This window comes from Bacillus sp. PK3-067 (genome assembly GCF_056738645.1).
This window is the reverse complement of sequence record NZ_CP096490.1, coordinates 3774155-3789636: the sequence shown is the minus strand read 5'-3', so window position 1 is coordinate 3789636 and position 15482 is coordinate 3774155. Positions and strand designations below refer to the sequence as shown.

Sequence of the window (15482 nt, the reverse complement as noted above, 5' to 3'; positions counted from 1 at the left end):
TCTAGAAAAATAAATCTTGAAACTCCCTATTATGAAATGAATTTAGCGTATGTATGGCTAGTTCTTCAAAATAATATGGAGTATAAAATCGGAGTAAATATAAAGGAAATACGTTCGATACTTTTGTTGTCATTCCGTTCTTTTCCTCTTTCTTTCGCACGATTTAACTTGTGTTCTATTTCTTGTATCAGGTATAATATGGCTAAGTAGCTTAGTACGGGTATGCTTAGCAAAATTGGGAAAAATTATAATTTAATTAAATTTTCATATCATATCGAATAAGATATTTGATTTATATAATGAAAGAGAGGTGAAACCTGGTTTAAAAAATAAACAAGGACATGATATCGCATAACGGTAAGGACATTCGTCTTGGACGGTGAAAATATGGTGGTTGTAGAGTTTCCCCTGGTGTCTCTGCAATTTTAGTGAAATCAGTGTTTGCAAGATTTTTAAACCAGGCAACAACATGAAGAGAAAAGAGAATGAGTCTGTTAAAGTATTTGCTCTTGGTGGAGTAGGTGAAATCGGGAAAAACATGTACTGTGTTGAAATTGATTCTGAAATCTTTATCGTAGATGCAGGGTTAATGTTCCCGGGAGATGAAATGTTTGGAATTGATATCGTTATTCCTGATATTACATATTTAGTGGAAAATCAAGAGCGAGTAAAAGGTTTATTTATTACTCACGGTCATGAAGATCATATTGGTGGAATTGTGTATGTACTTCGTAAATTATCTATTCCAGTCTATGCAACGAAATTAACAGTAGGACTTATACAAGAAAAACTTGGTGAAGCGGGCATGTTAGGCCGTGTAGACCTAAAAACAATCGATTCAAATTCAACAGTAGAATTTAACACTACAACGGTGTCATTCTTCGGAACGACACATAGTATTCCGGATTCTGTTGGCGTTTGTTTCCATACATCAAAAGGTGCAGTCGTATATACGGGAGACTTTAAATTCGATCAAACTCCAATTGGAAATAGTGGAGCAGACCTTGGTAAAATGGCACAAATCGGAAATGAAGGCGTACTTTGCTTATTATCTGATAGTACAAACGCAGAGCGCCCAGGCTATACAGGTTCAGAAAAAGAAGTTGGTGTAGAAATCTCTAAAGTGTTCTACGGCGCAGAAGGTCGCATTATCGTTGCTTCATTTGCATCGAATGTACATCGTATTCAACAAGTATTTGATGCAGCTGCTGAAACAGGGCGAAAAGTAGCAGTAGTAGGACGTAGTATGGTGAAAGTAGTAGACATTGCAAGACGTCTTGGTTATTTAGATGTTCCAGAAGGTATGGTTATTTCATTACAAGAAGTAGACAACTTCCCAGAGAAAAAGGTAGCTATTTTAACGACAGGTAGTCAAGGTGAACCGATGGCTGCTCTATCTAGAATGGCAAAACAAGCGCATAAACAAATTTCAATTCGTAAAGGTGATACTGTTATCATTGCTGCTTCGCCAATTCCGGGTAATGAAATATCTGTATCAAAAATTATTGATTTGTTATTTAGAGCTGGAGCTGAAGTTGTTTATTACGGCGAACGAAAAGTTCACGTGTCAGGTCACGGTAGCCAAGAAGAATTAAAATTAATGTTAAATTTAATGAAACCAAAGTACTTTGTACCCGTACATGGTGAGTTCCGTATGCAAAAAGCACATGCATATTTAGCTGAAGATGTAGGTATTACAAGAGAAAATATCTTTATCGTAGAAAAAGGCGATGTAATTGCTTTTGGTGACGATGAAGCAAACTTAGTCGGTAAAGTACAAGCTGGTAATGTTTTAATTGATGGATTAGGTGTAGGTGACGTTGGTAATATCGTTCTTCGAGATAGAAAGATGTTATCTCAAGATGGAATACTAGTAGTTGTTGTAACGCTTGGTAAAGATGAAAAGAAAATTATCTCTGGCCCAGAAATCATTTCACGTGGTTTCGTATATGTTCGTGAATCAGAAGCGTTAATTGAACGATCTACAGAGATTGTACGTATGATTGTTGAGCAGTCAATTAAAGAATATTCAATTGAATGGTCAATGTTAAAACAAAATATTCGTGAATTATTAGGACAGTTCTTGTACGAAGAGACAAAGAGAAAACCTATGATTTTACCGATTATTATGGAAGTATAAAAAGATCACCCTTATGGGTGATCTTTTTTCTTTTTAACCCTATCGAATGAAATTTATAACTTAAGAAATAATAGTTATATACGAGTGAAAGGGGATGCGAAATGACAGAACGTGATCGATATACAAATGAAGAAAAAGAAGCTGAGCCAAAAGAAGCTGGAAAAGAGGCTTCAATAGTTGAAAAAATTCAACAGCTTGGACAGACAAATGTACCACAGATGAATGAATCACGTATTCATTGTTTAACGATTATCGGACAAGTGGAAGGTCATGTTCAATTACCACCGCAAAATAAAACAACAAAATATGAGCATATCATTCCGCAAATTGTTGCGATTGAACAAAATCCAAAAATTGAAGGTTTGCTTTTAATATTAAATACAGTTGGAGGTGACGTTGAAGCTGGGCTAGCAATTTCTGAAATGGTAGCTTCACTTTCAAAACCAACAGTATCTCTAGTTTTAGGTGGGGGACATTCCATCGGTGTACCGATTGCTGTTTCTACTGACTATTCGTTTATTGCGGAAACTGCGACGATGACAATTCATCCAATTCGTTTAACAGGTCTTGTCATAGGTGTGCCACAAACATTTGAGTATTTGGATAAGATGCAAGAAAGAGTCATTCGTTTTGTGACGAAGCACTCGAAAGTAACAGAAGATCGTTTTAAAGAGCTTATGTTTGCGAAAGGAAATTTAACGCGAGATATTGGGACGAATGTAATTGGTGGGGATGCAGTAAAGTACGGTCTTATAGATGATGTCGGCGGTATTGGAAATGCGATTCGAAAATTAAACGAATTAATAGATGTTCGTGCGGAAGATAGTACAGAAGGGACAATGCTACAATGATTTTATATACAATTATGCCAGAGCAACTTGTGTATCCGGTCGATTATTCACAATGTGAAAGTCAAAAAGTTGTAAATATAAATGGTGTGGAATTAATGGTTTCTGAAGAGGAACATGGATGTTATTCTATTGTACGTGTGCTAAGTACGGACCCACTTCACTATTTAGAGTTTGAGCCCGGTCAGAAAATAACCTTTTAGCAAAAAGAAGGATTTTGTTTAGAAGCTATGGTATAATATAAAAAACAAGACGGTTGAGCAGCCATGAGTAGGCTGCTTTCTTCTGTTTATTTAGCATTTTACAAGAAGTGTAAAAATAGAAGATATAAAGACCAGAAAAATAGAGAAAACAGACATATAAATAGAGCGTTTTGAAGGGAGCTTTACTTATATGTAGAACACGAGGTGAAGAAATGGCAAAACAAAAGCAAAGAGGGACGAAGGCAAAGGCAAGACGTACGATAAAGCCAACTTTGTATTATGAAATCGTCGGTTTAACTCTTTTTGCACTTTCAATCATTACGATTTTACAGCTAGGCGTTGTAGGGAAATCGTTTGTGTTATTTTTTCGCTTCTTCTTTGGTGAGTGGTACATAATTGGTGTGTTAGGTGTAATAGCTTTATCGGTTTCCTTTGTTATAAAACGCGGATGGCCGAACCTTTTAAATAAACGATTAATTGGATTTTATTTAATTGTATTGGCGATATTAATGTTTAGTCATATTACATTATTTAACCTTCTTACAAAAGATGGAGCAGTGCAAAATACTTCTGTTATTGTGAGTACGAAAGATAACTTCTTTCTTGAAATGAAAAAGGGGCCAGATAGCGTTCATTTAGGTGGTGGTATGTTTGGTGCGCTTATGTTCGCAACATGTTACTTCTTATTTGACGAAGTAGGAGCTTATATCATTGGTATTATTCTAGTTATTCTCGGTATACTTTGTATAACAAATAAGCATATTGGAGAAGTGTTAGCTCCAGTTGGTAGAATTCTTAGAAGTCAGTTTCAAGTGATGCAAGGGGATTATAAAGATTGGAGAGCCAAAAGAACGGCTGAACAAACAGAAAAGAAAAAAACAACAAGAAGCACAAGAAGCAAACGTGCTGCAGAACAAGAAGAAATTATTGAGCCGATGGAAGAAATCTCAATTGATCCTCCGATTATTTCGAATTTCACTGAGAATTATCCTGTAAATGAAGAAGAGGATAAACGAATCGAAGTAGAGCAAGAAGAGTTGATCACTTCACCGTTTATTGAAGAGACTCCGCCAATTGAAGAACCAAAGAAAAAGCGTGGAGAAAAAATTGTTGAATCGTTAGAGAGTGAAGCGCAAGCACCTCCTATTCAATTTTCAAATGTAGAAAATAAAGATTACAAGCTTCCTTCACTTGATATATTAAAATTTCCAAAGAATAAGCAAGTTACAAATGAAAATGCGGAAATTTATGAGAATGCTCGTAAATTAGAACGTACATTCCAAAGTTTCGGAGTGAAAGCGAAAGTAACAAAAGTGCATAGAGGTCCTGCAGTTACAAAATATGAAGTGTATCCTGATATGGGGGTAAAGGTAAGCAAAATTGTCAGTTTAAGTGATGATTTAGCCCTTGCTTTAGCTGCAAAGGACATTCGTATTGAAGCGCCAATTCCCGGGAAATCAGCTGTAGGGATCGAAGTTCCAAACTCAGAAGTTTCGATGGTAACGCTGAGGGAAGTTCTTGACTCTAAGGCTAATAATCATCCGGAAGAGAAGTTGTTAATTGGTCTTGGCCGAGATATTACAGGTGAAGCTGTATTAGCCCGGCTAAATAAAATGCCTCATTTACTCGTAGCTGGTGCGACAGGTAGCGGGAAAAGTGTATGTATTAACGGTATTATTGTTAGTATTTTAATGCGTGCAAAACCACATGAAGTAAAATTAATGATGATTGACCCGAAAATGGTAGAGCTAAATGTATATAACGGTGTGCCTCATTTGTTAACGCCAGTTGTAACTGATCCGAAAAAAGCATCGCAAGCATTGAAAAAAGTTGTGAGTGAAATGGAACGTCGTTATGAATTGTTTGCTCATAGTGGTACACGTAACATTGAAGGATACAACGATTATATAAAAGAGCATAATAGTCAATCAGAAGCGAAACAACCCGAATTACCTTATATTGTAGTAATTGTGGACGAGTTAGCAGATTTAATGATGGTTGCTTCGTCTGATGTAGAGGATGCGATTATGCGTCTAGCGCAAATGGCTCGTGCTGCTGGTATTCATTTAATTATTGCAACGCAACGTCCGTCAGTTGACGTTATTACAGGTGTTATTAAAGCAAATATTCCATCACGTATTGCATTCGCTGTATCTTCTCAAACAGATTCTCGTACAATTCTTGACGGTGGTGGTGCAGAGAAGCTACTAGGTCGTGGAGACATGCTGTTTATACCAATTGGTGCATCGAAACCTGTACGTGTACAAGGCGCATTTTTATCAGATGATGAAGTTGAGAGAGTTGTAGAATATGTTATTGGACAGCAAAAAGCACAATATCAAGAAGATATGATTCCGCAAGATGTTCCTGATACGAAGCAGGAAGTAGAAGATGAATTATATGATGAAGCGGTTCAACTTGTAGTGGAAATGCAAACAGCATCTGTTTCTATGTTACAACGTAGGTTTAGAGTAGGTTATACGCGAGCTGCTCGCCTAATTGATGCAATGGAAATGAATGGTGTAGTAGGTCCGTATGAAGGGAGTAAACCGAGAGAAGTACTCATTAATGATGTACAAGAAAAAAGTTCTTAAAAAAAGCCTAATTGTTTTTACAATTAGGCTTTTTTATATAGTGTTTTTGTTATATACTATACTCAGCGATAAAGAAAGGGCTTACATTTAGGGGTGCCCTTTAGAATACGAATACTTTGAGTATGTTTTATGTAAATGTTCGATATTTAATGCAGAAAAATGTTAGATTTTGTTGACACGTATGAGAGCAAGTGGTAAGATTACTTCGAAAAGAATCACTGCCTCATATAATCTTGGAGATAAGGTCCATAAGTTTCTACCTGGCAACCATGAATTGCTAGACTATGAGGGGAAAAGTGTGTAACAAAGGATGTAAAGGATCTTTGTGCCGAACTTTTTCTCGAAATGAGGAATGTTTATGGTGCAAAGTTTTTTTTATGCAATAAAGAGTGAAAATTTTATTTTAAAAAATTATTATTATTTATTCGACAATTACACTTATTTTGGTGTTTAGTCATTTGTACTATGTTGTAAGTTGAAAAAAGAGAAAAGAAGTCTTACATCAGAGGTCGAATAATTGAAATGCGGGGGAGTCTTATGTCAGTAAAATCTGATAGTCGTCACCTATATCTACGGGTGATTGATCACATCAAAGAAAAAATTAAAGATGGCGCTTATAAAGAACGACAAAAGTTACCATCAGAGTTTGATTTAGCGAAAGAACTTGGCGTAAGTAGAGCGACTTTAAGGGAAGCGTTGCGTATTTTAGAAGAAGAAAATGTTGTCATTCGTAGACATGGTGTAGGGACATTTGTAAATGCAAAGCCATTATTTTCTTCTGGAATAGAACAACTTTCTAGTATTACAGATATGATTTCTAGTGTGGGGAAAACACCAGGAACAATCTTTTTATCATCATCTACTACAACTTTAACAGAAGAGGAAAAAGAGAAGTTTAATAGTGAAGATGGTTTTAATGCAGTGATGATTGAACGCGTGCGTACAGCAGATGGGGAACCTGTTGTGTATTGTATCGATAAACTTGCAAAAGAAATATTGCCAGACTTATCGGGTTACAATGAGGAATCATTATTAACGGTGATACATAATAACACGCATAAGCGCATAACATATGCGGTTGCTCACATTGAGCCAATTGGCTATCACCCTAAAATCTCACCAATTTTAGAATGTGAGCCTGAAACAGCACTGCTTGTATTAAAACAAATGCACTATGATCAAAATGATGAGCCAATCTTATATTCTATCAATTACTTTAGAGCTGATAAATTTAGCTTCCACGTATTAAGAAAGCGTATGTAGGTAAATTCCTTTTTAGGGAGGTGACAGCAAGAAGTAAGGAACAGCAGCGTAAGAATAAATAAATATATATCATTTTTGGAGGGGTTTCTAGTATGAAGAAAAAAGCAGGCCTTTTATTATCATTAACTTTAGCAGCAAGTACAGTTTTAGGTGCATGTGGTAACTCGGATAAGGCGAGCAGTGACAAGAAAGACACGAAAGACAATAAAGACTTCAAGGTTGGTCTCGTAACGGATGTTGGGGGCGTTGATGATAAGTCATTTAACCAATCTTCTTGGGAAGGGTTACAAAAGTTTGGTAAAGATAATGGTTTAAAAGAAAAGACAAATTATCGTTACCTTCAGTCTGAAAAAGAAGCTGATTATATTCCGAATTTAAAAAAATTCTCAAAAGATAAATATGATTTAACATTCGGAATTGGTTATAAATTAGAAGGTGCAATTAAAGAAGTAGCAAAAGAATCTTCAAAACAACAATTTGCAATCGTAGATACTGTTGTAGATGCACCGAACGTAACGAGTATTACGTTTAAAGATCATGAAGGATCATTCCTTGTAGGTGCGGTAGCAGCTATGTCAACAAAATCGAATAAAGTAGGATTTGTTGGTGGAATGAAAAGTGATTTAATTAGTAAATTTGAAAATGGATTTAAAGCTGGTGCAAAGGCAGTAAATCCAAACATTGAAATCGTATCTGAATATGCAGAAGCATTCGATAAGCCTGAAAAAGGTACAGTTCTTGCTTCAGCAATGTATGGTCAAGGCGTAGACGTAATTTATCATGCTGCTGGTGGTACAGGTAACGGTGTGTTCACAGAAGCGAAAAACCGTAAGAAAAAAGGTGAAAATGTTTGGGTAATCGGTGTTGACCGTGACCAACATCAAGAAGGTATGCCTGAAAATGTAACATTAACTTCAATGATTAAACGTGTTGATGTAGCAGTAGAAAAAGTAGCTAAAGAAGCAAAAGATGGGAATTTAAAAGGCGGGAAAATTGAAGAGTTTGGCTTAAAAGATGACGGTATTGGTATTTCAAAAACAACTGATAACGTGAAAAAAGTTAACCCTGAAATTTTAACAAAAGTAGAAGAGCTTGAAAAGAAAATTACAGCCGGTGAAATTAAAGTGCCAGCTACAGATAAAGAGTATAAAGAATATGAAGCTTCTCTAAAAAAATAAATAGAGAAATAGCAAAGGTTAGTTCATAGAACTAACCTTTGTATGTATAAAACTTCCGAATTGCTTAATAAGTTAATAGTGTAATAGGGAATGTTCCCTGTTAAAAGGAGGAACACAATGGAATACGTAATTGAGATGAATAACATTACGAAAGTATTCCCAGGCATTGTAGCGAATGATGATATTACGCTGCAAGTAAAGCAGGGTGAGATACATGCTTTACTTGGAGAAAATGGTGCAGGGAAATCCACATTGATGAATGTACTATTTGGTTTGTACCAACCAGAGCAGGGTGAAATTAAAATTAAAGGTAAACCTGTAAAAATCACAAATCCGAATATAGCAAATGACCTTGGTATTGGAATGGTCCATCAACACTTTATGCTTGTTCATAATTTTACAGTTACAGAGAATATTATTCTCGGAAATGAACCGAAGAAAAAAGGGAAAATTGCTGTTGAGGAAGCTGCTAAAGAAATTCAAAAACTGTCTGAACAATACGGTTTATCTGTAGATCCATATGCGAAAATACAGGATATTTCAGTTGGTATGCAGCAGCGTGTTGAGATTTTGAAAACTCTTTACCGCGGTGCAGAAATTTTAATATTTGATGAACCAACAGCTGTGTTAACACCGCAAGAAATTCATGAGCTAATTCAAATTATGAAAAAGCTTGTGCAAGAAGGAAAATCTATTGTTCTTATTACACATAAGTTGAAAGAAATTATGGAAGTTTGCGATCGTTGTACGATTATTCGTAAAGGAAAAGGGATTGGAACGGTTGACGTTGCAAATACGGATGAAAATAAACTTGCAGAATTAATGGTCGGACGTCAAGTGAATTTTAAAACAGAAAAAATAGACGCGAAGCCAAAAGAAGAGGTACTTTCAATTGCAAACCTTGTTGTTCACGATGCACGTCAACTACCTGCTGTAAAAGGCCTTGACTTAACTGTTCGTGCGGGGGAAATTGTTGGGATTGCAGGGATTGATGGAAACGGACAAAGTGAATTAATAGAAGCAATTACTGGTTTACGAAAAGTTGAGTCAGGTTCTATTGCAATTAAAGGAAAAGAAATAACAAATTGGCCTGTTAGAAGAATAACAGAAGAAGGAATTGGTCATATTCCAGAAGATCGTCATAAACACGGACTCGTTCTTGATTTTTCTGTTAGAGATAATATAGTTCTGCAAACGTATTATAAAAATCCATTTTCAAAGAAAGGGATTTTAAATTTCAGCAAAATTACAGAAAAAGCAAAGGCTCTTATTGAACAGTTTGATGTGCGTACACCTAGTGAGCAAACGTTAGCACGCGCTCTATCTGGGGGGAATCAACAAAAAGCAATTATTGCACGTGAAGTAGACCGAAATCCAGATTTATTAATTGCGGCACAGCCAACACGTGGTTTAGATGTAGGAGCAATTGAATTTATTCATAAGAGATTAATAGAGCAAAGGGATAAAGGAAAAGGTGTATTACTTTTATCATTAGAGTTAGATGAAATCTTAAATGTTAGCGATCGAATTGCTGTTATTTATGAAGGGGAAATTGTAGCAATAGTTGATGCGAAAGAAACGAATGAACAACAGCTTGGATTGTTAATGGCTGGAGGAACAAAGAAGGAGCAGGTGGGTACAAATGGCTAAAAAGCTTTTAACAGAACGAACGATAAATATTTTAGTCCCAGTACTATCCGTTATTTTCGGCTTACTTGTAGGAGCGATTGTAATGCTAGTTAGTGGCTATGATCCAATTGTTGGTTATAGTGCACTTTGGACAGGAATGTTCGGCAGCGCAAGTGCGATTGGTGAAACGCTTCGTACAATGATACCGCTTATTCTTGCTGGCTTATCGGTGGCGTTTGCATTTCGTACAGGTTTATTTAATATCGGGGTAGAGGGTCAATTGTTAGTTGGTTGGCTTGCAGCGGTTTGGTTCGGTTATGCAGTCTCACTACCAGCTTTCCTTCATATTCCATTATCTATTTTATTTGCAGCATTGGTGGGCGGAATTTGGGGCTTCATTCCGGGATATTTAAAAGGGAAGTTTCAAGTGAATGAAGTTATTGTAACTATTATGATGAACTATATCGCTTTGTATGTAACGTATGACATCATTAAGCGTTTCTTACATGCGGGTAATGACAAAACGTATGATATTAAAGAGAGTGCGTCACTATCTTCAGACTGGCTTGCTTCTATTACTGATGGTTCACGTCTACACTCGGGAATTATTGTAGCAATTTTAATCGCTATTTTAATGTGGTTCTTATTAGATCGAACAACTTTAGGTTACGAATTAAAGTCAGTAGGATTTAATCAGCATGCTTCTCAATATGCAGGTATGAAAGTTTCTCGTAATGTAGTATTCTCCATGACAATTGCTGGTGCATTTGCGGGGATTGGTGGAGCGATGGAAGGGTTAGGGACATTCCAGAGTATGACAGCGATGTCTTCGTTTACAGGAGTAGGATTTGATGGGATTGCCGTAGCATTACTTGGAGGGAATAATCCGTTTGGTATAATCCTTTCAGCTTTATTATTTGGTGGTTTGAAAAGTGCTTCCCCTCAAATGAACTTTGAGGCAGATGTACCGTCAGAGCTTATTAATGTAATTATTGCATGTATCATCTTCTTTGTTGCATGTAGTTATGTGTTAAGATGGGCGCTTACACGCATGAGCAAGGAGGGGAAATAAATGAGCTTTTTAGATATATTAGCCATTCTTGTGACGGGTACGTTATATACATCGGCACCTATCATTTTCACAGCACTAGGTGGTGTATTTAGTGAACGATCGGGTGTTGTAAACATCGGATTAGAAGGACTAATGCTATTTGGTGCATTTATTGGAGTCGTTACAAACTTATTAATGGGTGATACTTGGGGAACGATGACTCCGTGGATTGCGTTACTATTTGCGGCAATTGGTAGTGGGTTATTTGCATTACTTCATGCGGTAGCTTCTATTACATTCCGAGCAGATCAAGTTGTAAGTGGTGTAGCCATTAACTTCTTATCTCTTGGTTTAACAGTATTTGCAATTAAGAAGATTTTTGATAAAGGGCAGACTGACTTTATTCAGTATCGTATTGAAAAGATTGATATTCCAGGCCTTTCGGATATTCCGGTTTTAGGGAAAATATTTTTCTCGAACGTACCAATAACGTCATATATTGCCATTATTTTAGCATTCGTTGTTTGGTATGTTATTTATAAAACACCGTTCGGTCTTCGTCTACGTGCTGTTGGTGAACACCCAATGGCAGCGGATACGATGGGGATTAACGTATATAAAATGCGCTATATTGGAGTCTGTATTTCAGGAGTGTTTGCTGGAATTGGTGGAGCGATTTTTGCAATGTCAATTTCTAATAACTTCTCAGGGGCAACTATTACAGGACAAGGTTTCTTAGCTTTAGCTGCTATGATTTTTGGAAAGTGGAATCCACTAGGCGCACTAGGTGCAGCTCTATTCTTTGGTTTTGCGCAATCTCTAAGTGTAACGGGCGGAACAATCCCTGTATTAGATCAAATTCCAAGTGTTTTATTAACGATATTACCATATATATTCACAATATTAGCGCTTGTCGGTTTTGTAGGTCGTTCTGAAGCTCCGAAAGCTTTAGGAACTCCTTATGAAAAAGGAAAACGATAAGTATTTTATAAGTATAAAAAAGCTCGCACATTAGTGTGGGCTTTTTTACATAGAATATATTTAATACGGAATTTTACTATGTTCCTTACATATTAAAGTTTTTAGAAAGAATCATATGTAAGCATAATAAGGGAGAAAAGTTGATTTTTTATTTCTAAAAACTGTATATTGAAGAGGAATATTCCTATATACGTAAAGGAGGGCTATAAATGAAACTAATGGAACAACAACTACATGAGTTAGGTGGTTTGCGCGTACATATTATTCCGACTGATAAATATAAAACGAATACCTTTGTATTTCGTTTTAAAGCGCCTTTAAATGAGGAGACGGTGACAGAGCGTGCCCTATTGCCATACGTATTGCAAAGTGCGACAGAAAAATTACCTTCTGTAATTCGTCTTCGTCAATATTTAGAAGAATTATACGGATCTTCTTTAGCGGTAGATGTAAGTAAAAAAGGGGAAGACCATATTATCTCCATTTATGTAGACATTGCAAATGAAGTTTATTTACATGATGCACCACCGTTATTTGAAAAAGCGCTTTCTATGTTGTCAGATATTGTGTTACATCCAGCAACGGAGGGGAACGGTTTCCTATCTTCTATCGTAGAAAGTGAAAAAAGAGCACTGTTACAGAGAATTGAAGCTACTTATGATGATAAAATGCGTTATGCAAACGAGCGTTTAATTGAAGAAATGTGCAAAGTAGAACCGTATCGTTTAAGTGCAAATGGAAAAAAAGAGAGTGTTATGTCTATTACAAATGAAAGTTTGTATCAATATTATCAAAAGGTGTTAGCGGAAGATGAAATGGATCTATATATTATTGGTGATATTTCAGAAAACGCCGTTGATCTTGTAAGTAAGTATTTTTCTATTTCAACTCGTCCAGTGAGAGAAAGAAATGTACTCCTTCATAGACGAAATAATGAAGAAAAAGAAGTTGTTGAAAAACAAGAATTAAAACAAAGTAAATTACACATCGGTTATCGTACATTTGTCACATATAAAGATGAAGATTATTTTGCATTGCAATTGTTCAATGGATTGTTTGGTGGCTTTTCTCATTCGAAGTTATTCGTAAATGTGCGTGAAAAAAATAGTTTAGCGTACTATGCAGCATCGCGCTTTGAAAGTCATAAAGGTTTATTATTTGTTATGTCAGGAATCGAAGCGAAAAATTATGAAAAAGCAGTTGAGATTATTAAAGAACAAATGCTTGCGATGCAAAACGGAGAGTTTTCTGAAGAAGAAATACATCAAACAAAAAGTGTCATCCAAAATCAAATATTAGAGGCAATTGATACACCACGTGGCTTTGTAGAAATGCTATATCATGGTATTATTTCAGATCGTACACGTCCAGTTGAAGAATGGCTTACAGGTATAGAAAGTGTGACGAAAGAAGAAATTGTAAAAGTTGCTAAAAATATTGAACTAGATACAATTTACTTTTTACAAGGAACGGAGGGAGAGTAAATGGAGAAAATTGTTTATGAGCAATTAAAAGAAACACTCTATTATGAAAAACTTCCTAATGGATTAGATGTATATGTTTTACCGAAACAAGGATTTAATAAAACATTTGCGACGTTTACGACGAAATATGGTTCTGTAGATAATACATTTGTACCATTAGGGAAAGAAGAAATGATTCGTGTGCCTGATGGAATTGCACATTTTCTTGAGCATAAATTATTTGAAAAAGAAGATCACGATGCTTTCCAATTGTTTAGTAAACAAGGAGCATCGGCAAATGCTTTTACATCCTTTACACGAACAGCTTACCTTTTTTCATGTACTTCAAACGTAGAACAAAATTTAAATACATTGCTAAACTTCGTGCAAGAGCCTTATTTCTCTGAAAAAACGGTTGAAAAAGAGAAGGGGATAATTGGGCAAGAAATTCAAATGTATCAAGATAACCCAGATTGGCGTTTGTACTTCGGGTTAATTGATAGCTTGTTTGTAAAACACCCAATTAAAATTGATATTGCAGGGACAATCGAATCTATTAGTAAAATTACGAAAGATTTATTGTATGAATGTTATGAAACATTTTATCATCCGAGCAATATGTTATTATTTGTTGTGGGTGCAATTGATCCAGAGAAAACAATGGATTTAGTACGTGAAAATCAAGCGAAAAAAGATTATAAAAACCAGCCAGAAATTGTGCGTTCATTTGAAGAAGAACCAAATGAGGTAAATGAAAAGAAAAAAATTATTTCAATGCCTGTGCAAACACCGAAATGTTTAGTTGGTATTAAAGCGACTAATTTAAAGGAAAAGGGGCAAGCGCTTTTAAAACAAGAAATTGCGCTTACGTTACTCTTAGATTATTTATTTGGGAAAAGTTCTGTTCATTACGAAACTTTATATAATGAAGGGCTTATTGATGATTCATTCTCGTATGACTATACAGAAGAAAATAACTTCGGTTTTGCAATGGTTGGCGGTGATACGAAACAACCTGATGAATTGGCAAATCGTTTAAAAGATATTTTATTAAAAACAGATTATGATCAATTAGATGCGGCGGCATTAGAACGAGTGAAGAAAAAGAAAATTGGTGGTTTTTTACGCTCGTTGAATTCACCAGAATATATTGCAAATCAATTTACACGATACGCGTTTAATGAATCTAGCCTATTTGACGCATTGACTGTATTAGAAGGACTAACCGTTCAAGACTTACAAGAAGTAGCGAAATTATTGTTATCAGAAGACAAAATGAGTATTTGTCAGGTGTTACCGAAAAAATAAAATTAAAAAGATACCCTCATCTTATCATTGAAAAATTGTAAGATGAGGGTATTATTTAGTTATGTGAAAATTGAACTTGTAGAGATAAGAGAGGGACTTTATGAAAAAGTATGCGTTAGTAACTGGAGGGAGCGGAGGAATTGGCTCTGCTATTTCGAAACAATTAATTCAAGATGGATATACAGTTTATGTTCATTACAATAACAGTGAAGAAAAGGTATTGGAATTGCAGAAGGCATGGGGAGAAGTTATCCCTGTTCAAGCGAATTTAGCTTCTAGTGATGGAGCAGAGCAATTGTGGGGACAAATTGAACATCCTATTGATGTTATTGTATACGCAGCTGGGAAGAGTATTTTTGGACTAGTAACAGATGTAACAAACGATGAATTGGATTATATGGTAGAACTTCAAGTGAAGAACGTATATAAATTACTTTCTATGGCACTTCCGCCTATGATCGGGAGAAGAAGTGGTAATATTGTAATTGTTTCATCTATATGGGGACAAATAGGGGCTTCTTGTGAAGTGCTTTATTCAATGGTAAAAGGGGCACAAAATTCATATGTGAAAGCTTTAGCGAAAGAAGTTTCTTTAAGTGGATTACGTGTGAATGCAGTAGCACCAGGAGCAATTGAAACGGAAATGTTAAGTGTTTTTTCTGAAGAAGATAAAATGGGAATTGCTGAAGATATACCATTAGGTAGAATAGGATTACCAGAAGAAGTAGCGAAAACAGTTTCATTCCTCGTATCACCAGGAGCGTCTTACATAACTGGACAAATTATCGGAGTGAATGGCGGTTGGCACTGCTAAAAAATTCTTA

Annotated in this window: 12 protein-coding genes and 1 riboswitch; all 12 genes read left to right on the top strand. The window is 35.7% G+C overall.

The window, feature by feature from the left end; all coding sequences use genetic code 11:
* Positions 1-469 precede the first annotated feature (469 nt).
* The 12 genes from M1D73_RS19350 (at position 470) to ymfI (ending at position 15472) form a co-directional block, all read left to right on the top strand.
* On the top strand, positions 470-2140 hold the full coding sequence (locus M1D73_RS19350) for a ribonuclease J (protein ID WP_000823096.1): 1671 nt from the start codon (positions 470-472) through the stop codon (positions 2138-2140).
* Between the two features lie 101 nt (positions 2141-2241).
* Positions 2242-2991, top strand: a complete 750-nt coding sequence (tepA, locus tag M1D73_RS19345; protein ID WP_000139806.1) for a translocation-enhancing protein TepA — start codon at positions 2242-2244, stop codon at positions 2989-2991.
* A complete protein-coding gene (locus tag M1D73_RS19340; protein ID WP_000605036.1) occupies positions 2988-3191 on the top strand; it encodes a YlzJ-like family protein in 204 nt (67 codons plus the stop codon). The genes tepA and M1D73_RS19340 overlap by 4 nt, the downstream gene beginning before the upstream one ends.
* Before the next feature lie 212 nt (positions 3192-3403).
* A complete protein-coding gene (locus M1D73_RS19335) occupies positions 3404-5785 on the top strand; it encodes a DNA translocase FtsK (protein WP_001118779.1) in 2382 nt (793 codons plus the stop codon).
* 203 nt (positions 5786-5988) lie between these two features.
* A riboswitch (purine riboswitch) is annotated at positions 5989-6090 on the top strand.
* 232 nt (positions 6091-6322) lie between these two features.
* Entirely contained in the window at positions 6323-7048 is a 726-nt protein-coding gene (locus M1D73_RS19330; protein ID WP_000114182.1) for a GntR family transcriptional regulator, read from the top strand.
* A 92-nt stretch (positions 7049-7140) separates the two neighbouring features.
* Positions 7141-8226 (top strand): BMP family lipoprotein, encoded by a 1086-nt coding sequence (locus M1D73_RS19325; RefSeq protein WP_000725771.1) that lies wholly within the window; start codon positions 7141-7143, stop codon positions 8224-8226.
* 117 nt (positions 8227-8343) lie between these two features.
* Positions 8344-9876, top strand: a complete 1533-nt coding sequence (locus M1D73_RS19320) for an ABC transporter ATP-binding protein (RefSeq protein ID WP_000456914.1) — start codon at positions 8344-8346, stop codon at positions 9874-9876.
* Positions 9869-10927 carry an ABC transporter permease gene (locus tag M1D73_RS19315; protein ID WP_121868054.1) on the top strand — a complete coding sequence of 353 codons (1059 nt, stop codon included), beginning with the start codon at positions 9869-9871 and terminating at the stop codon, positions 10925-10927. The genes M1D73_RS19320 and M1D73_RS19315 overlap by 8 nt, the downstream gene beginning before the upstream one ends.
* Positions 10928-11887, top strand: coding sequence for an ABC transporter permease (locus tag M1D73_RS19310; RefSeq protein ID WP_000008856.1), 960 nt, complete (start codon positions 10928-10930; stop codon positions 11885-11887).
* Positions 11888-12096: 209 nt separating this feature from the next.
* A complete protein-coding gene (gene yfmF / locus M1D73_RS19305; protein WP_000772418.1) occupies positions 12097-13371 on the top strand; it encodes an EF-P 5-aminopentanol modification-associated protein YfmF in 1275 nt (424 codons plus the stop codon).
* Positions 13372-14658 (top strand): EF-P 5-aminopentanol modification-associated protein YfmH, encoded by a 1287-nt coding sequence (gene yfmH / locus M1D73_RS19300; RefSeq protein WP_000411976.1) that lies wholly within the window; start codon positions 13372-13374, stop codon positions 14656-14658.
* A gap of 100 nt (positions 14659-14758) precedes the next feature.
* A complete protein-coding gene (gene ymfI / locus M1D73_RS19295) occupies positions 14759-15472 on the top strand; it encodes an elongation factor P 5-aminopentanone reductase (RefSeq protein WP_000759604.1) in 714 nt (237 codons plus the stop codon).
* Positions 15473-15482: the final 10 nt, after the last annotated feature.

Bases quoted from the DNA above. Each gene is read 5' to 3' on its own strand.
- M1D73_RS19350 (WP_000823096.1), top strand. From the start codon at position 470: ATGAAGAGAAAAGAGAATGAGTCTGTTAAAGTATTTGCTCTTGGTGGA.
- tepA (WP_000139806.1), top strand. From the start codon at position 2,242: ATGACAGAACGTGATCGATATACAAATGAAGAAAAAGAAGCTGAGCCA.
- M1D73_RS19340 (WP_000605036.1), top strand. From the start codon at position 2,988: ATGATTTTATATACAATTATGCCAGAGCAACTTGTGTATCCGGTCGAT.
- M1D73_RS19335 (WP_001118779.1), top strand. From the start codon at position 3,404: ATGGCAAAACAAAAGCAAAGAGGGACGAAGGCAAAGGCAAGACGTACG.
- M1D73_RS19330 (WP_000114182.1), top strand. From the start codon at position 6,323: ATGTCAGTAAAATCTGATAGTCGTCACCTATATCTACGGGTGATTGAT.
- M1D73_RS19325 (WP_000725771.1), top strand. From the start codon at position 7,141: ATGAAGAAAAAAGCAGGCCTTTTATTATCATTAACTTTAGCAGCAAGT.
- M1D73_RS19320 (WP_000456914.1), top strand. From the start codon at position 8,344: ATGGAATACGTAATTGAGATGAATAACATTACGAAAGTATTCCCAGGC.
- M1D73_RS19315 (WP_121868054.1), top strand. From the start codon at position 9,869: ATGGCTAAAAAGCTTTTAACAGAACGAACGATAAATATTTTAGTCCCA.
- M1D73_RS19310 (WP_000008856.1), top strand. From the start codon at position 10,928: ATGAGCTTTTTAGATATATTAGCCATTCTTGTGACGGGTACGTTATAT.
- yfmF (WP_000772418.1), top strand. From the start codon at position 12,097: ATGAAACTAATGGAACAACAACTACATGAGTTAGGTGGTTTGCGCGTA.
- yfmH (WP_000411976.1), top strand. From the start codon at position 13,372: ATGGAGAAAATTGTTTATGAGCAATTAAAAGAAACACTCTATTATGAA.
- ymfI (WP_000759604.1), top strand. From the start codon at position 14,759: ATGAAAAAGTATGCGTTAGTAACTGGAGGGAGCGGAGGAATTGGCTCT.